Below are 23463 nucleotides of genomic sequence, written 5' to 3'. Positions count from 1 at the left end.
CCGGCACTAACGGACCGTGCCCGGACACCCGGCACTAGAGGAACGGCGTCCCGGCGTCCAGCCCTGACAGCACCCTGCCGTGCAACTCCAGGTTGGCGGCGGGATTGACGAACGAATGCAGGTTCAGGGCGTTCAGGTCCCGCACGATCCGCTGGATGGGCACCTCCCGGTGCAGGGAAGAGGCACCCGAAGCGGACCCGAGCAGGTCCGCGGCCTCCTTGCACAAGCGCGCCAGATACCCGCACTGCGCCCTGATCCGGGACCGCTCCAGGACCGTGTAGGGCTCCCCGTCGGCCACCCGGGATTCGATCAGCCCCACGAAGTCGGCGGCGAGGAGTTCCGCGGAGGAGACCTTCATCGCGGCCTCGGCGAACTGGAGATGCGTCACCGGCGCCTCGTGCTGGCGCTCGTAGAAGGTGTAACTGATCCCGCGCCGATGGATGCGCTCGCCGAACTCCGTCAGAGCCGCCCGTGCCAGACCGAGGGCGTTCGCGGCCGTCCAGGCGCAGAACAGCATCAGCACCGGCATGTGGTAGAAGGGATCTGCGCCCGCGCGCTGCGACGGAAACACGCCCGTCAGCAACGGCCCCAGCGGCAGTACGCGACGGGCGGGTACGTGAACGTCCTGCGCGACGACGGTGTTGCTGCCGCTCCCGGCCAGGCCGGAGACGTTCCAGTCGTCCAGGACCTTGAGATCGGTCATGGGGATCGCCAGCCACAGCAGCTCCGGCGGCCCCTGTCCGGTGTCGGCCGACGCGGTCAGCAGATGCCAGTCGGCGTCCTGACAGCCGGTCGCGAAGGGGGAGTTCCCGCTCACCACATAGCCGCCGTCCACCGCGACGGCCTTCGAGCCGGGGATGAGCGTGCCACCCACCCGTACATCGGGACGGGTGAAGATCTCGTCCTGTGCCTCGTCGGGGAACAGGGCCGCGATGAACGCGCACCCGGCCTGGATCAACGCCATGAACCCGGCCGACCCGCACGCGGCGGAGACCTCGCTCAGCGCGTCGACCTGCGTCCGCAGCGAACTCTGGTAACCCCCGTGGCGGCGGGGGACGTTCATACGGAAGATCCCGGCGCCCGCGAGAGCCTCGACGACCTCCTCGGCGACTCGCCCCCGCTGCTCGGCACGCAAGGCGTGGGAGCGGATGAGGGGGTGGAGCGCACGTACGCGTTCGACGAGATCGGTGTCCGAGCGAGGTGCTGACGAACCGGCCAAGTGACGACCTCCGCTCTCGGGACCCAGCAGGAACCCTCACCGTCGCGCCGATCCCGTCCACTGTCAACGCGCCGCCACGGCAACGGAGTTGAGCCAACCCCACATGGTGTCAGGTCGTGGCGGGCGGCAGGGGCGGGAGGCGGGTGTCGTAGAGCCAGGCGCGCAGCAGGGGCTCTGCTGTCGCGGGCATGGAGCGTGCGGCGTGGGCGATGAAGGCCGCGGTGTCGGCGCTGCTGCCGCGGTGGGCACGGTGCCAGCCGCGCAGCATCGCGAAGAACCGCTCGTCGCCCGCCGTCAGACGTAGAGCGTGCAGGGTGCACGCGCCGCCGGTGTAGACGCGGTCGTCGAAGATGCGGTCCGGTCCGGGGGCGGCGATCCGCAGGCCGTCGTGCCGCCCGGCCATGGTGTGCCACGCCGCCCTCGCGATGGTGTCGGCGGAGTCCTCGCCGATGTGCTCCGACCACAGCCACTCCCCGTAGGTGGCGAAGCCCTCGTTGAGCCAGATGTCCCGCCAGTCCCGCAGGCTCACGCTGTTTCCGTACCACTGGTGGACGAGTTCGTGTGCGACGAGGGTCTCCCACGTCCGGTCGCCGTCGATGTGGTTGCGGCCGAAGACGGACGCCGTCTGGTTCTCGACGGGCTCGTCCAGATCGGCGTCCACCACGACCGCGCCGTAGGTCTCGAAGGGATACGGACCGAACCAGCCGGTGAAGGTCTCCACCATCTCGGGCTGACGGGCCAGGTCGTACGCGGCCTGCCCGGAGATGCGCGCGGGGTACGCGTCGCGGCCGGTGACCCGGCGGCCGGTCGCGCTGTCGCGGGCCTGCCAGGTCCGCTGGGCGAACCGGCCGGTGTAGAGCGCGGCGAGATAGGGGGCCATGGGACCGGGGTGACGGTACGTCCAGCACTCGGTCGAACCCGTGCCCTCGCGGTGCAGGAGCGTGCCGTTGGCGATCACCTGATGGCCGCGGGGCACGGTCACCCGGAAGGTGAACCCGGCCTTGTCGTCCGGCCGGTCGTTGCACGGGAACCACGACGGGGCGCCGAGCGGCTGCGCGGCCACCAGAGTGCCGTCGTGCGGGTCGCCGGTGCGGTCCCAGCCGATGAGGCCGAACGGCGTGCGCACCGGGCCCGGCCGGCCGCCGTAGCCGATCTCCAGGGTGAACGGCGTGCCCGCCCCGATCGGCCGCGGTGTGGGCAGGACCAGTTTGTGCCCCTTGCGGTACGGCCGTGTGGGGGTCCCGTCGACCAGGGCGTCGTGCACGCTCAGCCCCGCGAGGTCGAGGTGGACCTGCCGCAGCGTCCGCTCGGCCACCGCGCGGATGTGCGCCCGGCCGTCGAGCGTGGCGGCGGCCGGGTCGTACGTCAGGCGCAGGTCGTAGGCGAGAGTGCGGTGGCCGTCGGTGCCGTGGCTCGCGAAGTAGCGCTCGGCCTCGCGGGGCAGGCTGTCCATGGCCGTCGCCGCCAGGGGAGCGAGCGCCGCACCGCGCAGCAACGTACGCCGACTGCACCACGTCATGCGGCTTCCCCTTCGCCGTGGCCGGTCGTAGCGCCTGTCGTAGTGCTCGTCGTAGTGCCCGTTGCAGTACCCGCCGCGGTGCCGGTCGCGGGGACGCCGGCGATGGGGTTGCCCGCCCAGCGCGTGCCGTCGGGCACCGTCTCACCGCGCATCACGAGGGAGGCCGCGCCGATGGACGCGCCGGCGCCGACCGCGGTGCCGGGCAGGGCGATGCTGTGCGGGCCGAGTGAGGCCCCGGCACCCAGACGCACGGTGTCCATCCGCATGATCCGGTCGTGGAACAGATGGGTCTGCAGGACACATCCGCGGTTGACGCTGACCCCGTCGCCGAGGCTGACCAGATCGGTCTCCGGCAGCCAGTACGTCTCGCACCACACCCCACGGCCGATGCGCGCCCCCAGCGAGCGCAGCCACCAGTTCAGCGCGGGCGTGCCGAGGTGCGCACCCGCTCCCCACGGCACGGCCAGCGTCTCCACGAACGTGTCGAACAACTCGTTGCGCCACACGAAAGACGACCACAGGGGCCGCTCGACCGCCCGGAAGCGCCCCACGAGCAGCCACTTGACGCCGGTCGTGATCAGGCAGGCCAGCACCGACGCGGCGAGCAGCAAGGGAACGCCGGCCACCGCGGCCAGGAGGAGTCCGCCCCGGTCCAGGGCCTCCTGCCCGGTCAGGAACAGGCACTCGGCCAGGAGCGTGCCCAGCATCATCGGCAGCAGCCGGCACACCTCCACGGCCGCGCGGGCCGCCACCAGCCGACGGCGCGGGGCGAACGTCCGTGCGAGGTCGGCGCTGTCGGGAACGCGCGGCAGCGGCATCACCGGCCGGCCGATCCAGGACATGCCCGGCCCGCCGTCGGCCGGCGCGTCGGACAGCACACCCACCAGCGCCCGGTCGGGGACGTCACGCCCGGGCGCGACGATGCCCGAGTTACCCACGAACGCCCGCGCCCCGATGCGCACGGGGCCCAACCGCAGCCATCCGTCGCACAGTTCGAACGGCGCGACGAGCGTGTCGTCGGCGAGGAAGGCCCCGTCGTCCACGCGGAGCAGGGACGGCAGCGGCAGGACGGTGGAGATCTCGGTGCCGCGGCCGACGCGTGCGCCGAGCAGCCGCAGCCAGTACGGCGTGGCCAGACTCGCGTAGAGGGGGAACAGACTGCCGCGAGCGCCGTCGAGGATCCGGGTCACCAGCCACGCCCGCCAGGCTACGCCCCCGTCCGCGCGGTACAGGCCGGGCCGGATCGAACGGCTCAGCAGCCGCACGGCGACCACGGTGACGAGCATCCCGCACACCGTGGTCAGGACCGTGAACAGCGGCGCGGCAACGAGCAGATGCCCGGCCGCGTCCGGCAGCGTCGGTGTGTCGCGCACCAGCAGCCAGGCCACGAACAGCGCGGGGGCCGCCGCGAGCAGGGACAGCAGGGGAAGCAGGGCGAGGGAGAGCGCGTAGGCCGGCTGCCAGGCGCGCGAGCGGTTCGCCGGCCGCGTGGGCCGGCCGGTGCCCGCGAGGTGTTGCCCGGGTTCGGCCGGCCGGGCCGGCGAGCCGGTCCATACCCGGCCGTCGGGGATCCGGCCGTCGAGGCAGCCGCCGGCGGCCAGTTCCGCACCGCGTCCCACCACGGCGCCCGGCAGCAGCGTGCTGCGGTGGCCCACCCGGGCGCCCGCGCCGACGGTGACGGCGCCGATGTGCAGCGTGTCGCCGTCGAGCCACCACCCTGCGATGTCCGCCCCGGGCTCGATGCTGCATCCGTCGCCCAGTTCGGCCAGGCCCGTCACCGGGGGCATGGTGTGCAGTCGTACGTCCCGTCCGGTCCGGCAGCCGAGGATCCGGGCGTAGCGGACGGCCCACGGGGTGCCGAGCAGGGCGGGGACACCGAACGCGGCCACGGCCCGTTCCGCGGTCCACAGCCGCAGGTGGACCCGTCCGCCGCGCGGATGGTCCCCCGGGGTGATCGAGCCGGCCAGCGTACGGGCGAGGCCGGCGCCGATCAGGCAGCGCAGCGGCGCGCTGAAGAGCACCGCCCAGCCCACCAGGACCAGCCACCACGACGTGTGCGGGGCCCAGCGGTGCGGGGCGACCCAGCCGAGCACGTCGTCCGCCACCGCCAGGCCGACCAGCCCGCGCAGCGCGGTGATTCCGTAACCGGCCTGGACGACGGCGAACTGGACGACAGCCCTCCACCGGGGCAGCGGCCTGACGGGGCGCACCTCCCGTACCGACCCGGCCAGCGAGTCGAGATGGTCCGCCATGCTCCGCAGCACGGGGTGCCGGTAGAGGTCGGCGACGGAGAGACCCGGATAGTCCTCGCGCAGCATCGACGCCATCCGGGCGGCGGTCAGGCTGCTCCCGCCGAGTTCCACGAAATGGCTGTCGGGGCCGGGCCGCAGCCCCAGCAGCTGCTCCCAGACGTCCGCCAGCCGAGCGGCCGTGCCGTGCAGCGGCTGCGCGGTGTCACCGCGGCCGGCGTCGGCCAGGGGCACCGGCCAGGGCAGCGCCTCGCGGTCGACCTTGCCCGACGCACGCGTGGGCAGGGCCGTCACCTCGGCCAGGACCGGTACCAGGGGCGCGGGCAGCCGTTCGCTCAGCAGCGCCCTGGCCTTGGCGGCCTCGAAGGCGCGACTGCCGTCGGCCGCCCGCTGCGGAACGACGTAACCGACCAGCACCTGGGCACCCGCCGCGGTCGACCGCACGGCCGCAGCCGCCCCGCGCACGCCCGGCAGGGCAAGGAGGGCCGCGTCGATCTCGCCGAGTTCGACACGGCGCCCGCCGAGCTTGATCTGGTCGTCGATGCGCCCGAGGAAGACCAGTCCCTCGGCGTCGGCGCGCACCAGGTCGCCCGAGCGGTAGGCGCGTGGCGTGTCCAGCGCGGGGCACGGCCGGAAGCGCTCCGCGTCCCGGACGGGGTCCAGGTAGCGGGCCGTTCCGGCGCCGCCGATGACCAGTTCGCCCTGCCCGCCGGGGGCGACCGGCTGCCCGGCCTCGTTCACCACCGCCAACTCCCAGCCTGCCAGCGGCAGTCCGATGCGCACGGGTTGCCCGGGCCGCAGCGGGGCGGCACAGGCCACGACGGTGGTCTCGGTGGGACCGTAGGTGTTCCACATCTCGCGTCCCTGACCGGCGAACCGTTCGACGAGGCCGGGAGGGCACGCCTCGCCGCCGAGGATCAGTAACCGGACCTGGTCCAGGGCTTCCCGGGGCCACATGGCCAGCAGGGTGGGGACGGTGGAGACGACGGTGATCCCGTGTTCCACGAGCCAGGGGGCCAGCTCGTGGCCGGCCCGTACCAGGGCCCGTTCGGCCGGCACGAGGCACGCACCGGAACGCCACGCGAGCCACATCTCCTCGCAGGAGGCGTCGAAGGCGACGGACAGCCCCGCCAGTACCCGGTCGCCGGGGCCGAGCGGACGGTCCCGCAGGAACAGCGCCGCCTCGGCGTCCACGAAGGCGGCGGCGGAACGGTGGGTGACGGCCACGCCCTTCGGCGCGCCGGTCGAGCCGGACGTGAAGATGATCCACGCGTCGTCGCCGGGAGCGGGCACGGCTCCCGCCACCCTTCCCGCCACCGCTCCCGCTCCCGCCACCGTTCCCGTTCCCGCTCCGGACGGCGGCACGAGTCCGGCGGGCGGCAGATGCGGACCCAGTACGTGGCACACTCCGGCCTCACGGAACACCGTGACGGCACGCTCCTCGGGATCGTCGGCGTCGACCGGGACGTAGGCCGCGCCGCAGAACAGGACGGCGAGGATCGACAGATAGAGCTCGGCGCCACCCGACGGCACCCGGATGCCGACCCGGTCGCCGGGGCCGATTCCCCGCTCGGTGAGGTGCCGGCCGCGACGGCGGATCTCGGCGCACAGCGCGAGGTACGACAGCACCTCGGTTCCGGTGTCCAGGGCGGGTGCGTCCGGGTGCAGGGCGGCGGTGGCCCGCAGGACGTCCACGAGGGTGCGGGGTGACGCGGCCGGGGAGGAGCGGAAGACGGCCCGCTCCCCAGAGGGCTCGGGAGACGGTGGCGGGGTATCGAGTGCGGTCGATGTCAAGGTCGTGCCTCGTGCTTCCTGTACCGCGGGCGGCAAGCCCATTACAGGCTGTCAGAGGGCTGTGCGCGGCGAGGCGTTCGCCAACTCCGGGCAATTGATTCACTGCCCGCCCATGGGACGAAAATGACGAACCGCAGACCCTGTCGAACCGATTCCCTCACCTTGCCCACGCTCTTTTCGAGTTCGGGAAGAAGCGGACGAGAAAATGGTTCGTTTTGGCGCGGGAGTTCTTTCGGCGCCGCAAAGGAAAAGAATGGGCCGGTGGTCGCTTGGTGCCCCACAGGCCGCCTGTGACCGGCATCCGTGCCGCCGTCGGCCCTTCCCCGGCCCTTCCCGGACCCATCCCGGACCCATCCCGGACCCTTTCCCGAGCCTTCTCCGATCCTTCTCCGTCGTGGTTCTTCTCGTACTGTTCGATTAATGAGGTGCGCTCATGCTGTCGAGCCTGGAAGCCGCCTTCGCCGATCACGGCGAAAGGGGTTTTTCGTAAGCTCGTTCGCCGCGCCCGGCCGAGGCTGCGACTACCGGCGCAAGAGGCGAACGCAATGCCGACGGGGCCGCCGGCCGGGACTCCTCGGCCGCCTCACGGGTGTGCGGGGCGAGGGTCGGCGCCGGTCCGGCGTACCGGCGCGGGGTGTTACCGGTGCGTGTCCCGAGGTTAATTTCTGCGCCCGACGGGTTGGCCGGAAGCCGTCTCCTGGTTATCGTTCACGGACTTCACTCAATCGTTCCGCTGAACGAATAGCGAGAGAGACGGTCGGTCCATGCCCGACACCCACCTCACGGGGCGCCGCTCGGTGCTCGCCGCGGGCGTGGCCGCTGCGGCCTCGCTCGGCGCGTCCTGGCTGCTCACCGGCTGTACGGGGGCAGCCGCAGCCCCCGACCTGACGGCTGCCGCCCTGAAAGGCGCCCCCGACCCCGGCGGCACCCTGCGCATCGCCCGGCCGCCGGCCTCCGACGCCGAGACCCTCGATCCGGCGAGCTCCCTGTCGGCGTACGAATACCTCGGCGCCCTGTACAACCGGCTGGTCCGCGTCGGCGCGGACGGCGAACTCGCCCCCGACCTCGCCGAGTCCTGGGAGTCCGACGCCAAGGCCCGCACCTGGACCTTCCGGCTCCGCAAGGGCGTCACCTTCCACGACGGACGCGCCTTCACCGCCGCCGACGCCGCCTACACACTGCGGCACATCCTCGACAAGGCCACCGCCTCACCCCAGGCCGCCGTCCTCGCCCCGCTCGTCGACCCGAGCACCCTGCGCACCCCGGACGCCCACACCCTCCTCGTCCCCCTGAAGACCCCGAACGCCGAGTTCCCCAGCCTGCTGACGCACTACAACTGCTACGTCATCCCCGACGGCAGCGCCAAGGGCATCGGCCGCACCGGCATCGGCACCGGCCCCTTCAAGCTGGAGTCCTTCGCCCCGGCGGGCCCCGGTCGGGTCACCGCGAACAAGGACCACTGGGCCGGCCGCCCCGTCCTCGACGCCATTGCCTTCTACTCGGTCGCCGACATGTCCGCCCGCTCCAACGCCCTGCTCGCCGGACAGGTGGACCTGCTCTCCCAGACCAACCTCGACTTCGCCACCGCCCGGGTGGTCGCCGCCTCCGACCGGGCCACCGTCGCCCGGGTCAAGGACGCGCAGTGGTACGTGCTCCCGATGCTCACCACAGAGAAGCCCTTCACCGACGTCCGCGTCCGGCAGGCGATGAAGCTCGCCTACGACCCCGAGCACGTCGTGAAGGTCGCGCTCCAGGGCGCGGGCACGGCGGGGTGGGACAACCCCGTGCCGCCGAGCGACCCCGCCCACATCGCCACCCACCCCGCACACGACCCCGAGAAGGCCCGACACCTCCTCAAGCAGGCCGGGCACGAGGGGTTGAGCATCGACCTCTACACCTCGTCGTACGACCCGCTGTTCACGCCGATGGCCCTCGCCTACCAGGACTCCGCCAAGCGCGCCGGTATCCGGATCAAGGTGAAGACGGCCGCCGCGGACTCGTACTACACGCAGATCTGGATGAAGAAGCCGCTGATGGCCACCTACTGGTTCACCGGGCGGCCCGTCGACCAGCTCTTCACCCAGATCTTCCGCAGCGGCTCCTCCTACAACGAGACCGCCTGGTCCGACAAGGAGTTCGACGCCGTCCTGGACCGGGCCCGCGCCGAGACCGACGACACGAGACGCCGTGAACTGTACGGCGAGGCACAGACGTTGGTGATCGAGCGGGGCGGGGCGATGACCCCGATGTTCGCCGACCGGCTCGTCGGCATCTCCCGGAAGGTCCGCGGCTACGCCGAGCACGGCTTCGAGTTCGACTACCTCAACATCGGTGTGAAGGGGGCCTGAGCATGCTGTCGTTCACCCTGCGCCGGCTGGCCTCGGCCGTCGGCACACTCTTCCTCTCCTCCGTCCTCGTCTTCCTCGCCGTACAGGCGCTGCCGGGCGACGTGGCCACCCAGATCCTCGGCAAGGACGCCACCCCGGACGCCGTGGCGGCCCTGCGCGAACAGCTCGGCCTCGACCGGCCCGCCTGGGAACGCTACTTCGACTGGATCAAGGGCGCCCTGCACGGCGACTTCGGCACCTCGCTGGTCTCCGGCAAGGGCGTCGGCGGCCAAGTCGCCCTGTACCTCGGCAACTCGGCGCTCATCGCCGTCGTCACCGTCCTGTTCGCGGTGACCGGGTCACTCGTCCTGGGCGTCCTCGCCGGCCTGTACCGGGACCGCTGGCCCGACCACCTCATCTCCACCGTGAGCCTGGTCGGCATGAGCGTCCCCGAGTTCGTGGTCGCCACCGTCCTGGTGCTGGTCTTCTCGGTCGCGCTGCCCTGGTTCCCGGCCGTCGTCCTCTACGGCCCCGAGGCGAGCGTCGGACAGCTCCTGCCCGCCGTATGGCTGCCCGCGCTCGCGCTCGCCGTGGTGATGGCCGCCTACATCGTGCGGATGGCCCGTACCTCCGTCATCGACGTGATGGCCGGCGAGTACGTCACCACCGCCCGCCTCAAGGGCCTGTCCACCTGGCGGATCGTCACCCGGCACGCGCTGCCCAGTGCCCTGCTGCCCACCCTGCACGTGATCGCCCTCAACGTCGCCTGGCTCGCGGGCGGGGTCGCGGTCGTCGAGAACGTCTTCAACTACCCCGGCATCGGCAAGCTGATGCTCTCCTCCGTACAGAACCGCGACCTGCCCGTCATCCAGGCCATCGCCCTCGTCAGCGCCGTGATCTACGTCGTCTGCAACCTCGCCGCCGACCTCGGCGCCATGGCCCTCAACCCCAGGCTCCGCACCCGAGGGAGGACCCGGTGACCGCACTCGACACCACCCCGGCCACCGCCGATGCCGCCCCGGCGGCCCCGCACGCGGCCGTCCGCGCCTGGCGCGGCCTGCGCTCGTCCCGCACCGCCCTCGTCGGCCTCGCCGTCGTCGGCGTGCACGTCCTCGTGGCGCTGCTCGCCCCGCTGCTCACCTCCTACGACCCGATCGCCAACGACGCCTCGCACGCCCTGCTCGGCCCGAGCTGGGAACACTGGGCCGGCACCGACCAGTACGGCCGCGACGTCCTCGCCCGGGTGCTGTACGGCGGCCGGTACGGGCTCGGCGTCTCCGTCGCCGCCACCCTGATCACCGTCGCCCTCGGCACGGTCGTCGGCTGCGCCGCCGCCCTGCGCGGCGGCTGGTTCGACGACCTGCTCGGCCGGGTCCTCGACGCGATCCTGTCCGTGCCGTCGATCCTCGCCCTGCTCGTCATCGTCACCGCCCTCGGCACCGGGCCCGCGGTGATCGTCCTGGCCATCGCCGTCGTCTACGTCCCGCAGGTCGTCCGCGTGGTGCGCGGCGCCGCGCTGGCCGTGGTCCCCATGGACTACGTGACCGCCGCCCGGGCCAGGGGCGAGAGCACCTGGGCGATCCTGCGCCGGGAGGTGCTGCCGAACATCACCGACGTGGTCTGCGTGGAGTTCGCGATGCGCGCCTCCTGGGTGGTGCTGCTGATCTCCTCGCTGTCCTTCCTCGGCTTCGGCGCCGACCCGCCCACCCCCGACTGGGGGTTGATGGTCGCCGAGAACCGCACCGCCATCACCGTCGTCCCGATGGCGAGCCTCGCGCCGATCTTCGCCCTGGCCACCCTCGTGGTCGGGCTCAACCTCGCGGCCGACGGCCTCTCCAAGGCGTGGGGCGTGGACCGGATCAGGGAGGGTTCCTGATGACCTCTGTCGTATCCGTCGACTCCCTCTCCGTCGCCTACCGTTCCGGTGGCCGCGAGGTGCCGGTCGTGCACGAGGTGTCCCTGGAGGTGGCCCCGGGCCGTACCCTCGCCCTCGTCGGCGAGTCCGGCAGCGGAAAGTCCACCGTCGCCGCCACCCTGCTGGGCCACCTGCGGCACGGCTCCCGTGTCACCGGCGGGAGCGTCCAGGTGGACGGGCGGGACGTGTTCGGGCTGCCCGCACGGGAGTTGCGGCTGCTGCGCGGCGGGACCGTCGCCATGGTCGGCCAGAACGCCGGGCAGGCGCTGACCCCGACGATGCGCATCGGGCGGCAGATCGAGGAGGCGGGCGGCGAGGTGCCGGTCGTCGACCTGCTCGAACAGGTCCGGCTGCCCCGTCCCGCCGAATTCGCCCGCCGCTACCCGCACGAACTCTCCGGCGGCCAGCAGCAGCGCGTCGCCATCGCCATGGCCATCGCCGCCCGCCCCAAGGTCCTCGTCCTCGACGAACCCACCACCGGCCTGGACGTCATCACCCAGCGCAGCGTCCTCGACCTGATCGCCGCCCTGCGCGACGAACTCGGCCTGGCCGCCGTCCTGGTGAGCCACGACCTCGGCGTCGTCGCGCACATGGCCGACGAGGTGTGCGTCCTGAACACGGGCCGGGTGGTGGAGTCGGCGGCCACCCGCCGGCTGTTCACCGCGCCCCAGGACCCCTACACCAGGCGCCTGTTGGCGAGCGTGCCACGCCTGGACGACGCCGGACTCGCGGTCGTCGACGAGGCGGGGGAACGGACGGTCCGCGCCAAGGCCGCCGTACCGGACGGCGCGCCGGTCGCCGTCGCCGCGAGCGACGTGACGATCGACTACGGCAGTACGCGCGCCGTGCACGGCGTGTCCTTCGACGTGCGCCGGGGCGAAGTCCTCGCCCTCGTCGGCGAGTCGGGCAGCGGGAAGTCCACGCTGGCCTGGACGCTGGCGGGACTGCGCACCCCCTCCGGCGGCACCATGACGCACGAGGCCGGTGACCTGGGCCGCCCGGCCCCGAAGCGCCCGCTCTCGTTGCGCCGCCGGGTCCAGCTGGTCTTCCAGAACGCCGACACCTCCCTCAACCCCCGCCGCTCCGTCGGTGACGCGGTCCGCCGCCCGCTGCGGTTCTTCGGCACCGCGACCGGCCGTACCGAGGCCGCCGAGCAGGCCCGCCGGCTCATCGCCGACGTGCGCCTCGACCCGGCCCTCGCCGACCGGCTGCCCGCCCAGCTCTCCGGCGGCCAGCGCCAACGCATCGGCATCGCAAGGGCGTTGGCCGGAGAACCGGACGTCCTGATCGCCGACGAGATCACCACCGCCCTGGACGTCTCCGTCCAGGCCGAGGTGCTCCGCCTCCTGGACGACCTGCGCCGGGAACGCGACCTGGCCTGCCTGTTCATCAGCCACGACCTGGCCGTGGTGCGCGGCATCGCCGACCGGGTCGTCGTCCTGCGGCACGGGGTCGTGGTGGAGGAAGGGCCCACCGAGGCCGTCTTCGGTGCGCCCGGCCACCCCTACACCCGCCGGCTGATGGCCGCCGCCCTCGAACCCGACCCCGACGTACCGCCCCGCACCGACGACGCCCCCGACTGGGCGGACGCCGGCGATGCGGACGCCGTCTGGACCGACCTCGGCGACGGTCACCGCGTCCGCCGCTGGACGCCCCTCAACACCCCCGTGGCCGAAGGAGTTTCGTGAAGTACCGCGAACAGTTCGAGCGCCAGGTCGTCCGCGAGGACGTCTGGATCCCCACCCGGGACGGCGCCACCCGGCTGCACGCACGGATCTGGCGGCCCGTGGACGCCGAGGCCGACCCCGTACCCGCGCTGCTCGAATACCTCCCGTACCGCAAGAGCGACTGGACCGCGCCCCGCGACGCCCAGCGCCACCCCTGGTACGCCGGACACGGCTACGCCTCCGTCCGCGTCGACATCCGCGGCCACGGCGACAGCGAGGGCACCCCCGGCGACGAGTACGACGCCCAGGAACTCGCCGACGGCGTCGACGTCGTCAACTGGCTCGCCGCACAGCCCTGGTGCACCGGCAAGGTCGGCATGTTCGGCATCTCCTGGGGCGGCTTCAACTCCCTCCAGATAGCCGCCCTCGCCCCCGAACCGCTCAAGGCGGTCGTCACCGTCTGCTCCACCGACGACCGCTACGACAACGACGTCCACTACACCGGCGGCGCCGTCCTCGGCATCGACATGCTCGCCTGGGCCGGCACCATGCTGGCCTTCGCCTCCCGCCCGCCGGACCCGGCGAACGTCGGCGCCGACCGCTGGCTGCCCATGTGGCGCGAACGCCTCGACGCCCTCCGACCCTTCCTGCACACCTGGCTCGACCACCAGGAACGCGACGCCTACTGGAAGCACGGCAGCGTCTGCGAGGACTACGGCGCCATCGACGCCGCCGTCCTCGCGGTCGGCGGCTGGCACGACCCGTACCGCGACACCGTCCTCCGCCTCGTCGAACACCTCCCGGTCGACCGGGTCCGCGGCCTCATCGGCCCCTGGTCCCACCAGTACCCCGACCGGGGGCTGCCGCCCGGCCCGGCCATCGGCTTCCTCCAGGAGACCCTGCGCTGGTGGGACCAGCACCTCAAGGGCACCGACACCGGGGTGATGCGCGAACCGCTGCTGCGCGCCTGGATCAACGACCCGGTCCCGCCCGCCACGTCGTACGACGTGATGCCCGGCCGCTGGGTGGGCGACGACAACTGGCCCTCCCCGAAGGTGACCTGGAGCGAGCGCACCCTGGCAGCCGGGAGCGAGCCGGTCCTGGTCCGCTCGCCGCTCCACACCGGTCTCGACGCGGGCCGCTTCTTCCCCTTCGGGAACGCGAGCGACCTGCCGCCCGACCAGCGTGAGGAGGACGGCCGTTCGGTCTGCTTCGACTCCGAACCCCTCGCCGAACGCGTCGAGATCCTCGGCAGGCCCCGCGTCCGGCTGCGCCTGGACAGCGCCACCCCGCGCGCCAACGTCATCGTCCGGCTCTGCGACGTCGCTCCCGACGGCTCCTCGACGCTGGTCACCCGAGGGGTGCTCAACCTCCTCAGCCGGCACGGCCGGGACCGGACGGTGGAGTGGACCCCGGGCACGTACGAGGACGTCGAGATCGAACTCACCGGCATCGGCTACGCCTTCCCGCCCGGCCACCGCGTCCGGGTCGCCGTCTCCGACGCCTACTGGCCGTGGGTGTGGCCGCACGGCGAGCGCGGCCAACTGCGGGTCGTACCCGCCGACAGCGCCCTGCTCCTGCCCGTGCGGGCGGCCGGAGAGGAACCGCCGATCGCCTTCGAGGAGCCGGAACAGGCCCCACCGCTTCCGGTCACCTACGACCAGCCTGCCGAGGCCCGCCCCGAACGCCTCGTCACGCACGACGTGGCGGCGGGGGAGTGGACCCTGGAGGTCGACCCCAACTACGGGGGATCACGGACGTACCCGGACGGGCTCCGCTACGAGGAGAGCGCCCGCGAGACGTACCGTGTCCGCGGCGACGACCCGCTGTCCGCGAGCGCCGTGTCCGAGTGGCGCATCCGGTTGCGGCGCGGCGACGAGTACGACGCTGAGATCATGGCCCGTACGGAGCTGCGCGCCTCGGTGGCGGACTTCGTCATGGACAGCCGTATCGAGGCACGGGCGAACGGAGAGACAGTGGTCAAGCGGTCCTGGCACCACACCAGCGCGAGGACGTCGGGATGACCGCCGGCAACAAGCCGCAGCGCGCCGCGAAGCCCCCGCGCCGGGCCGTCGCCGCCGCCGACCGCACCCGCCAGCCCACCGAGGTGCGCCGGCGGCTGATCGTCGAGGCGGCCATCCCGCTGATCGCGGAGCGCGGCTACGCCTCGGTGGGCGTCCGGGACGTGGCCGCCGCGGCCGGGGTCTCCGTCGGCACGGTCACCTATCACTTCGGCAGCGTGCAGGAGATCCTGTCCGAGGCGATGGTGCTGCACATCGAGCGCTACTACGCGGAGCTCAGCGAGGCCGCCGAGCAGGCGGGCAGCGGCGCCGAGGCGCTGCGGCTGCTCGTCGACGCCCTCTTCACGGAGGACACCGACCGGCACTGGCGGATGTGGTTCGACTACTGGCACGCGGGCGAACCGGCCACCGACGAGGCCTTCGCCCGCGGCCAGGCCGACCGCTACACCGCCTGGCACCGGCAGATCCGCGCCCTGGCCGAACGGGGCGTCGCGGACGGCGAGTTCGGCGGCGGCGACCTCGACGGCTTCACCGTCCGCTTCGCCGCCCTCGCCGACGGCCTAGCCCTCCAGCGACTGCGCCAGTCACCGCCCCTCAGCACCGAGGACGCCCGCCGGCACCTGAACCGGCTGGTGGAGACGGAACTCGCCGTCCGCACGGACCGCAGCTGACCACGACGGCGACAGACCGCCGGAGGGCCGGCCCGTCGGCGCCGCCGACAGCCGAAGCCCCGCGCTGTGCCGTCCGGCACCACGCGGGGCCCGCCCCCGGACCCGCCGTACCGCTCAGGCCACCGTGCGGATCAGCTTCTTGTTGGTGAACTCCTCGATGCCGAGACGGCCGAGTTCCCGGCCGAAGCCGGAGCGCTTCACCCCGCCGAAGGGCAGCTCGGCGCCCTCCGCGCCGACACCGTTCACGAAGACCATGCCGGCCTCGATGCGGTCGGCGACCCGCGTGGCCTGCTCCGGGTCGGTGGTGAAGACGTAGGAGCCCAGGCCGTAGGGGGTGTCGTTGGCGATCCGTACGGCGTCGGTCTCGTCGGCGGCCGGGAAGACCATGGCGACCGGTCCGAACAGCTCCTGGCGGGCCGCCGTGTGCTCGGTGGTCAGGCCGGTGAGGACGCCCGCCGGGAAGTAGGCGCCCTGCCGCTCGCCGGAGCCGTGCAGGGTGGCGCCCTCCGCCACCGCCTGGCCGACCTGCCGGGCGAGGGTCTCGGCGGCGGCTGCGGAGGAGAGCGGGGCCCCGGTGGCGGAGTCGAGGAGCCGGGCGGTGAACTTCTCCACGAACGCGTCGTACAGGTCCGCCACGACCACGAACCGCTTGGCGGCGTTGCAGGCCTGGCCGGTGTTGTCGAGGCGGGCGGCGACCGCGGCCTCCACGACGCCGTCCAGGTCGTCGGTGGACAGCACCACGAACGGGTCCGAGCCGCCGAGCTCCAAGACGACCTTCTTCAGGTTCCGGCCGGCGATCTCGGCGACGGCGGCCCCGGCCCGCTCGGAGCCGGTGAGCGAGACGCCGTGCACGCGGGGGTCGGCGATCACGTCGGCGATCTGCTCGTTGGTGGCGTACACGTTGACGTACGCGCCCGCCGGGAAGCCTGCCTCGGCGAACAGCCGCTCCAGCAGCGCCGCCGTGGCGGGACATTGCGGGGCGTGCTTGAGGACGATGGTGTTGCCCACGGCCAGGTTGGGGGCCGCGAACCGGGCGACCTGGTAGGCCGGGAAGTTCCACGGCATGATGCCGAGCAGCACGCCGACGGGACCACGGCGTACGACGGCGGTGCCGGGACCGGAGGTGACGTCGAGCACCTCGTCGGCGAGAAACTCCTCGGCGTGGTCGGCGTAGTAGTGGTAGATGTCGACGCAGAAGCCGACCTCGCCCTCCGCCTCGGCGAGCGGCTTGCCCATCTCCCGCACGATGCTGGCGGCGAGTTCCGCACTGTGCTCGGCGTGCAGGTCACCGAGGTGGCGCAGCAGCGCGGCGCGCTCGGCCACGGAGCTGGACCGGCCCCAGGCGCCGGCGGCGTGCGCGGCGTCGAGGGCCGCGGCGATCTCGGCGTCGGTGGCGGTCGGGTAGGTCTCGACGATCTCGCCGGTGGCCGGGTCGGTGACGGCGTACATGGTGTCTCCAAGTGGCGGGGGGGATGAGGGAGGGGGAAGGAAGCTCGTCAGGGTCGGAGGGCGGGTCCGGGCGACCGGTTCGTCCACGGGGAGCCGACCGGAGAGGTGCGGGCGAGCCGCACCGTGACGTCACGGATGGCCAGGCCCGTGTCCGGGTCGGGGACGACGGCCCGGGGGAGCCGCGCGGGGCCGGGGAAGGCGACGATCACCGTCCGCGTCCACCCGGGGTCCACGGAGACGTCCCGGCTCACCGGCATCGGTGGGGGAGTCGTTCACGTGGGTCTCCTGACGGTGCTGCGTCGGCCGGGGTCCGGGGCGAGCGGTGGTCTCGGGCGGACATCGGCCCCTCTGTGAGCGTCGGTTTCCGGCCGATCCCACTTATTGGGTGCGCGACCAATTGCTTTATTGGTCGCCCACTCAATAACATTAGTCGTATGACGTCAAGAGCCCCGGGCAGGCGCGTCCGCAAGGCGCCCGCCGAACGCCGCACCGAGATCGTCACCACGGCGTCGCGGATCGGGCTCACCGAAGGCCTGGAGTGCGTCACCCTGCGCCGGGTCGCCGACGAGCTCGGTGTCCAGCCCGGACTCGTCGGCCACTACTTCCCCGCAGCGGACGAGCTGGTGGCCGAGGCGTTCACCCAGGCCACGATGAAGGAACTCGACAGCCTGCTGCCGCCCGAGCCGGGCGACCCCCTACAGGCCTTCCGGAGGTTCTTCGGCCTGACGTCGAGCGCCGATTTCGACGACGTCAGCAAGCTCTGGCTCAACGCACGGCACCTGTCGCGCTACCGTCCGGTGCTGCGCGAGCACGTGACGAAGCAGGAACTGCTGTGGTGCCGGTGCCTGGCGGAGCTCATCGCCGCCGGGGCCGCGACCGGGGTCTTCGCCTGCGCGGATCCCTGGGGAGCCGCCGCCCGCGTACTCGTCGCGATCGACGGCGCCAGCGCGTACATCAACACCAGCGCCGACCACCGCAGGGCGCCCACGGAGGACATGCCACGCACCGTGGCCGAGTCCGAACTCGGCCTGGAACGCGGCATGCTGCTCACCGACTGAGCTCTCCCGCCCGGTCGCCTCCGTCCGGCCGGGGACGTGCAGGCAGCGCTCGGCCATCGGGTGCCGATCGACGATGCGGCAGCTTCACGCCTGGAACTCCGTCAGATCGATGGAGTGGACGCGGAGGGGATGGGCGTACACCGGGTGCACGGTCTCTCGCTCGGGAACCATGCCGAGCTTGCGGATGACGTTCTCGGAGGCGCTGTCCCCCACCCGGGTGATGCTGATGACGCGGTCGAGGCCGCGGTCCTGGACGGCGAACTCCAGCGCGGCGTGAGCGGCTTCGGACGCGTATCCCTGGCCCCAGAACTGTGAGCCGAGCCGCCAGCCGACCGCTACGGCGGGCAGCACCTCCGGCAGGAAGCCGGGCACGGACAGACCGGTGAATCCCGCGAGCTCACCCGAGGCCAGCAGTTCGACGGCGAAGAGCCCGAAGCCTTCCTCGTCCCACTCCTCCTCCCACTCTTCGATGGCCGTGGCCGTGTCCTCCAGGTCACGCACCGAGCCGTCGTCGACCCAGCGCATGACGCGCGGGTCCGCGTTGATGTCGGCCATCGGCGCGAGGTCGTCGTCGTACCAGCGACGAAGGAGGAGGCGGGGGGTGCGGATCTCGGTCATGGCGCCCATCCTGCCGAAGGCGAGGGCCGCGTCGGAAATCCGCGCTCATCTGTTCCTCCCTCGTTGGTGAGGGTATGAACCATTTGAACGTTCCTGTTGTGTTTTGTGTTCCGTTCTCGTGCAGGTGTGCAGGCTCGTCGATGAGGTGGGGTCGTGGAGAGCGTGCGGATACCCGTGGCAGGGGTGCGGCTCGATGCCGACGTGGCCGTTCCCGAGGGGGCCGAGGGGGTCGTGCTGTTCGCGCACGGCAGCGGCAGCAGCCGGCACAGCCCCCGCAACCGTTTCGTCGCCGGTGAACTGCAGGCGGCCGGGATCGGCACCGTCCTCGCCGACCTGCTCACCCCCGAGGAGGAGCGGGCCGACGCGGTCACGGGGGCCCTGCGCTTCGACATCGGCCTGCTCACCGCCCGCCTGACCGGCCTCGCCGACTGGCTGCGGGAGTACCGGCCCGCCGCGGGTCTCGGATGCGGGCTGTTCGGCGCCAGCACGGGTGCCGCCGCCGCACTCGCCGCCGCCTCCGCGCGTCCGGAGACGGTCCGCGCGGTCGTCAGCCGGGGCGGACGGCCGGATCTGGCCGTGGACGCGCTGGAGTCCGTCCGTGCGCCGACGCTCCTGGTCGTCGGCGGTCGCGACCCGGAGGTCCTGCGGCTCAACCGGGCGGCGGCCCGGCGGATCCCCGCCGAGACCCGCCTCGAAGTCGTCCCCGGCGCGACCCACCTGTTCGAGGAGCCCGGCACTCTGGAACGCGTCGCCCGCCTGGCCCGCGACTGGTTCACCCGCCATCTGGCGGTCTGACGCCGCTCAGGGCGTCGACGGGCGGATCCCGCAGCGGGTCGGCGCCTGCCGCGTCGTGCGCCTGGGCGTCTGACGGGCACCTCAGACGCCGCGTCCCGCGGACGGCACGGCTCCGCGTGCGGCGACGACCATGACGACCAGCGCCGCGAGGGTGAGCGCGGCACCGGTGTACAGCGGCGCCGTGTAGCCGAGGCCCGCGGTGATGGCCAGGCCGCCGAGCCAGGCGCCGAGGGCGTTGCCGACGTTGGACGCGGACACGTTGGCGCTCGCGGCCAGCGCCGCGCCCCCGGCCGCGTCGGTCACCCGGGTGATCATGCCGGGTACGGCGGCGAACCCGGTCACCCCCAGCAGGAACACCAGCAGCACGGAAGCGGTGGCGCTGCCGGCCAGCAGACCGAACACGGCCAGGGTGACGGTCAGCCCGAGCAGCGCGAGGACCAGCGCACGGTCCCGGTCCCGGTCCGCCGCCCGCCCGCCGATCACGTTCCCGACGACCAGACCGACGCCGTACACCATCAGCAGCCAGGCGACGTCGGCCGAGGAGAACCCGGCGACCTCGGTGAAGGTGTAGGCGAGGTAGCTGAACGCGCCGAACATCCCGCCGTAGCCGAGCGCGGTGGCGGTGAGGGTGAGCCACACCTGCGCGGACCGGAACGCGCGCAGTTGCTCCCGCAGACCGCCGCCCGCCCCGTTCCCCGGCACCGCACCCGCCCCGGCGGGCACGAGGACGAGGATGCCGGCCAGCGCGAGCACGCCGATCGCGGTGACGGCCCAGAACGCCGCCCGCCATCCCCAGCGTTCGCCGACCAGCGCGCCGAACGGCACGCCCAGCACGTTCGCGACCGTCAGCCCGGCGAACATGACGGCCACCGCACGGGACTTCCGCTCCGGCGCGACCAGGCTCCGGGCGACGAGGGAGCCGACGCCGAAGAACGAGCCGTGGCAGAGGGCGGCGACGATCCGCCCGAGCAGCAGCACACCGTACGTGGGCGCGACCGCGGACAGCAGGTTGCCGGCGACGAACAGCACCACCAGGCCGGCCAGGACCCGCTTGCGCGGCAGCCGTGCCGTCGCCGCGGTGAGCGCGATCGCGCCGACGGCGACACTCAGCGCGTACCCGGAGACCAGCCGCCCCGCGGTCGCCTCCGACACCGCGAAGCTCGACGCGACCTGCGGCAGCAGGCCGGCTATCAGGAACTCGGTCAGCCCGATGCCGAACCCGCCCAACGCCAGAGCGACAAGGCCGGCCGGCATCCGCCCCCGCACCGGCACGTGCCGCTCCTCCACCACCGATTCACCCATGCACCGACCCTCGCCGCCGACGGATGCGCCGTCCATGGACAAAGATCGGCATCCCTTGGACGAACGGACGAACGGACGAACGGACGAACGGATGACCGGACGACCGCATCCCGCGCCAGGCCGGTACCGGTGGCGGGGCCGGGCATGGGGCTAACCCCCGGGAGTGACGGCAGGCCTGCCGGATGGTGACGGCCCGGCCCGTCCGCAAAGCTGAACGGAGCCGCGGAACACGCGCAGTCGGCGTGGTCGGCCCGGTCCGCGCAGCCAAGGAGGCCTGTCGTGCCCACGCGCCGTACCGCTCTGCTGTCGGCCCTCGCCGCCACCGCCCTGTCCGCCGTCTCCGCGCGCACCGCGTCGGCCGGGCCGCGCGCGACAGGCCCGGTGCGGCTGACCCTGCCCGAGCCCGGCGGACCGCATCCGGTGGGGACGGTCGCCCTGCGCCTCGTCGACACCGCGCGGGCCGATCCCTGGATCACCGCACAGCCGTACCGGGAGCTGATGATCAGCGTCCGCTACCCGGCGCGGGACACCGGCGGCCACCCCCGGGCACCGCAGATGCTGCCGGGGGAGGCCGCAGGCTTCGCCGCCGTCAACAACCTCACCGGCGTGCCCGCCGACCAGGTCGACTGGGCCGCCACCCGCACCCACGCGCACGAAGAAGCCCCCGCCGACCGGGACCGCGACCCCTACCCGGTCGTCTGCTACTCACCCGGCACCGGCGACCCGCGCTCCCCCGTGACCTGCGCGGTCTGCTCGACCTGGACCGCGTCGGCATGTTCGGCCACTCGGCAGGAGGCTTCACCGCCCTCCAGACGATGCACGACGACCGGCGCATCGCGGCCGGCGCCAACCTGGACGGCGTCGTCGCGTACGTCCAGAACGACGACGAGTCCGGCAACCTCTCCACCGTCGCCGCCGACGGCCTCGACCGGCCCTTCCTGCTGATCGGCAAGGACGGCAACGACCTGGGCACGGTCCCGTCCTGGAACGCCCTGTGGCGGCACAGCCGGGGCCCGCGCGAGGGCCTGACCCTGCGCGGCGCCGAACACGCCACGTTCACCGACGAGGAGGCGATGATCCCGCAGATCGCCCGTCGGCTGGGCCTGCCCCGCAAGACGGTCGAGCTGAACATCGGCACCATCGCCCCGGCCCGCGCGATCCCCGCCGAACGGCGCTGCCTCGCCTCCTTCTTCGACCGCCGCCTGCGCGGCCGGAAAGCAGCGGGTCCGACGGCCCCCACGCCGCCCGAGGTGCGGCCTTTCCGGCGGTGAGCGGCCGTCCACCCCGGTCCGCCGCCGTCACCCCGGGAGCCAGGACAGACCGTCCTCGGTGACCCCGAGCCCGCCGGGACCGGACGGCGCCGGGACCGGGCCGTCCAGCGGGGCGCCGTACAGGGCCTGCTCCTGGAGGTCGTTGCCGGCGCGGAAGGTCTCGGCGACGACCCGGGTGGTCAGGAGCGGGTTCGTCCGGTCGCCGGCCCCGGCCAACCGGCCCACCGCACCCTCCAGTTCGGCCGCCGAACCGCGCCGGCGGACACCGAGCTCGTCCGTGCCGGGAATCCCGGTGTCACCCGACGCCACGCCCCCGGCCAGCTCGGCGAAGGCGGCGGCCTCCCCGACGTCCACCCGGGTGATCTTCTTCGCCGACCAGAAGTACGAGTCCTCGTCCCGCTCCATGTCGTAGAACGCGACGAGGAACTCGTAGAACACCCCGTACTCCCGGCGGTAGCGCGCCTCGAACTCGGCGAAACCGCGCTCTTCGGGCACGGTGCCCTCCAGGGCCGCGTTCACCGCGCGGGCCGCCAGCAGGGCGCCGTAGGTGGCCAGATGGACGCCCGAGGAGAGCACCGGGTCCACGAAGCAGGCGGCGTCGCCGACCAGCGCCATGCCCGGGACCCACAGGGACGACTTCCAGTACGAGTAGTCCTTGCGCACCCGGACCCGGTCGTACGGCGGCTCCGTCGCGACCGGTACGTCCGTGAGCAGCCGGTCGACCTCGGGGCAGGCCTTGATCATGTCCTGCCACGCGGCACGCGGGTCGTTCTGGACGGCCGCGTAGTGCTCGGGCGAGACGACGGCACCGACGCCGGTCAGGTCGTCGCGCAGCGGGATGTACCAGAGCCAGCCGGCGTCGAACGCGGCGCAGAAGATGTTGCCCTCGTTCGGCGCCGGCAGGCGCCGGCCGCCCGCGTAGTAGCCGAACACGGCGAGGTTGCGGAAGAAGTCCGAGTACACCCGTGCCCCGCCCACCCGGCCGTGGATCCGGCTGCTGTTGCCGGACGCGTCGACGACGAACCGGGCGTGCGCGGTGCGCGGGGTGCCGTCGGGGTCGCTGTACTCGACACCGCGCACCCGCTCGCCCACGGTGAGCACCCGGCGTACCGGACTGCGCTCCCGTACCTCGGCGCCGGCCCGTTCGGCGTTGCGCAGCAGGATCTCGTCGAACCGCGAGCGTTCCACCTGGAAGGCGGTCGCGGTGGGCTCCGGCAGCCGCGGTGTCGTCGCGAAGGAGAACTGCCAGGGCTCCGGATCCCGTCCCCAGCGCAGGGTCCCGCCCCGCTTGAGGGTGAACCCGGCCGCCGCGACCTCGTCGGCGACACCGAGGAGGCGGCACAGGCCGTGGACGGTGGCGGGCAGCAGCGACTCGCCGATCTGGTACCGCGGGAAGGCCTCCCGCTCCAGCACGAGCACCCGGTGCCCGCGCCGGGCCACGGCCGTCGCGGCGGTCGCCCCGGCCGGCCCGCCGCCGACGACGATCAGGTCGTACTCCCCGCACTCCCCGTACGCGTCGTTCCCGTACGCGTCGTCCTGGTGCCGCTCGTCTCGCGAAGTCATTCAGGGAACCCCTTTTCCGAACAGG

17 protein-coding genes are annotated in these 23463 nt (G+C 73.0%); 9 read left to right on the top strand and 8 right to left on the bottom strand.

The annotated features are described in order from the left end of the window. Positions 1-34: 34 nt before the first annotated feature. The 3 genes from AB0D74_RS37595 to AB0D74_RS37585 form a co-directional block, all read right to left on the bottom strand. Entirely contained in the window at positions 35-1219 is a 1185-nt protein-coding gene (locus tag AB0D74_RS37595) for an acyl-CoA dehydrogenase family protein (protein ID WP_362596980.1), read from the bottom strand. Positions 1220-1328: 109 nt separating this feature from the next. Continuing rightward, on the bottom strand, positions 1329-2738 hold the full coding sequence (locus tag AB0D74_RS37590) for a M1 family metallopeptidase (RefSeq protein ID WP_362596977.1): 1410 nt from the start codon (positions 2736-2738) through the stop codon (positions 1329-1331). Continuing rightward, the gene (locus AB0D74_RS37585; RefSeq protein WP_362596975.1) at positions 2735-6781 is read right to left on the bottom strand and encodes a Pls/PosA family non-ribosomal peptide synthetase; all 4047 of its coding nucleotides are present in this window, start codon (positions 6779-6781) and stop codon (positions 2735-2737) included. Before AB0D74_RS37585 ends, AB0D74_RS37590 begins: the two co-directional genes overlap by 4 nt. 764 nt (positions 6782-7545) lie before the next feature. Between AB0D74_RS37585 and AB0D74_RS37580 the strand changes: the two genes are divergently transcribed. Genes AB0D74_RS37580 through AB0D74_RS37555 form a run of 6 tightly spaced genes read left to right on the top strand, consistent with a single transcriptional unit; the run spans position 7546 to position 15382 of the window. Continuing rightward, positions 7546-9129 (top strand): ABC transporter substrate-binding protein, encoded by a 1584-nt coding sequence (locus AB0D74_RS37580; RefSeq protein WP_362596973.1) that lies wholly within the window; start codon positions 7546-7548, stop codon positions 9127-9129. A gap of 2 nt (positions 9130-9131) precedes the next feature. Then, positions 9132-10088 (top strand): ABC transporter permease, encoded by a 957-nt coding sequence (locus tag AB0D74_RS37575; RefSeq protein ID WP_362596970.1) that lies wholly within the window; start codon positions 9132-9134, stop codon positions 10086-10088. Then, complete coding sequence (locus tag AB0D74_RS37570; protein WP_362596967.1) at positions 10085-10984, top strand: ABC transporter permease; 900 nt, start codon at positions 10085-10087, stop codon at positions 10982-10984. Before AB0D74_RS37575 ends, AB0D74_RS37570 begins: the two co-directional genes overlap by 4 nt. Beyond that, on the top strand, positions 10984-12711 hold the full coding sequence (locus AB0D74_RS37565; protein WP_362596964.1) for an ABC transporter ATP-binding protein: 1728 nt from the start codon (positions 10984-10986) through the stop codon (positions 12709-12711). Before AB0D74_RS37570 ends, AB0D74_RS37565 begins: the two co-directional genes overlap by 1 nt. Beyond that, positions 12708-14714, top strand: coding sequence for a CocE/NonD family hydrolase (locus AB0D74_RS37560; RefSeq protein ID WP_362596962.1), 2007 nt, complete (start codon positions 12708-12710; stop codon positions 14712-14714). Before AB0D74_RS37565 ends, AB0D74_RS37560 begins: the two co-directional genes overlap by 4 nt. After that, positions 14711-15382, top strand: a complete 672-nt coding sequence (locus AB0D74_RS37555) for a TetR/AcrR family transcriptional regulator (protein ID WP_362596959.1) — start codon at positions 14711-14713, stop codon at positions 15380-15382. The genes AB0D74_RS37560 and AB0D74_RS37555 overlap by 4 nt, the downstream gene beginning before the upstream one ends. Before the next feature lie 114 nt (positions 15383-15496). On the opposite strand, the gene AB0D74_RS37550 is transcribed toward AB0D74_RS37555, so the two are convergent. Continuing rightward, positions 15497-16831, bottom strand: coding sequence for an NAD-dependent succinate-semialdehyde dehydrogenase (locus AB0D74_RS37550; protein WP_362596956.1), 1335 nt, complete (start codon positions 16829-16831; stop codon positions 15497-15499). A 47-nt stretch (positions 16832-16878) separates the two neighbouring features. Further along, entirely contained in the window at positions 16879-17088 is a 210-nt protein-coding gene (locus AB0D74_RS37545; RefSeq protein ID WP_362596953.1) for a hypothetical protein, read from the bottom strand. A gap of 177 nt (positions 17089-17265) precedes the next feature. Here AB0D74_RS37545 and AB0D74_RS37540 point away from each other — a divergent pair, with 177 nt between their 5' ends. Further along, positions 17266-17889: a TetR family transcriptional regulator C-terminal domain-containing protein gene (locus AB0D74_RS37540; protein ID WP_362596950.1), complete on the top strand. Its 624-nt coding sequence runs from the start codon at positions 17266-17268 to the stop codon at positions 17887-17889. An 84-nt stretch (positions 17890-17973) separates the two neighbouring features. On the opposite strand, the gene AB0D74_RS37535 is transcribed toward AB0D74_RS37540, so the two are convergent. Continuing rightward, positions 17974-18507, bottom strand: coding sequence for a GNAT family N-acetyltransferase (locus tag AB0D74_RS37535; protein WP_362596947.1), 534 nt, complete (start codon positions 18505-18507; stop codon positions 17974-17976). Positions 18508-18660: 153 nt separating this feature from the next. On the opposite strand from AB0D74_RS37535, the gene AB0D74_RS37530 reads away from it, so the two are divergent. Continuing rightward, a complete protein-coding gene (locus AB0D74_RS37530) occupies positions 18661-19302 on the top strand; it encodes an alpha/beta hydrolase (protein ID WP_362596943.1) in 642 nt (213 codons plus the stop codon). Positions 19303-19383: 81 nt separating this feature from the next. Here AB0D74_RS37530 and AB0D74_RS37525 read toward each other — a convergent pair whose 3' ends face one another. Next, on the bottom strand, positions 19384-20556 hold the full coding sequence (locus AB0D74_RS37525; RefSeq protein ID WP_362597154.1) for an MFS transporter: 1173 nt from the start codon (positions 20554-20556) through the stop codon (positions 19384-19386). A gap of 327 nt (positions 20557-20883) precedes the next feature. Here AB0D74_RS37525 and AB0D74_RS37520 point away from each other — a divergent pair, with 327 nt between their 5' ends. After that, positions 20884-21549 carry a hypothetical protein gene (locus tag AB0D74_RS37520; RefSeq protein ID WP_362596940.1) on the top strand — a complete coding sequence of 222 codons (666 nt, stop codon included), beginning with the start codon at positions 20884-20886 and terminating at the stop codon, positions 21547-21549. 353 nt (positions 21550-21902) lie between these two features. Here the strand turns inward: AB0D74_RS37520 and AB0D74_RS37515 are convergent, their stop codons facing one another. Continuing rightward, positions 21903-23438: a tryptophan 7-halogenase gene (locus tag AB0D74_RS37515; RefSeq protein ID WP_362596937.1), complete on the bottom strand. Its 1536-nt coding sequence runs from the start codon at positions 23436-23438 to the stop codon at positions 21903-21905. Positions 23439-23463: the final 25 nt, after the last annotated feature.

Origin of the sequence: Streptomyces sp. NPDC048278 (assembly GCF_040652195.1) — a bacterium.
In the GTDB taxonomy this organism is placed as follows: Bacteria; Actinomycetota; Actinomycetes; order Streptomycetales; family Streptomycetaceae; genus Streptomyces.
Note: the sequence above shows the minus strand (reverse complement) of the source record. Positions and strands in the feature narration are given on the sequence as shown.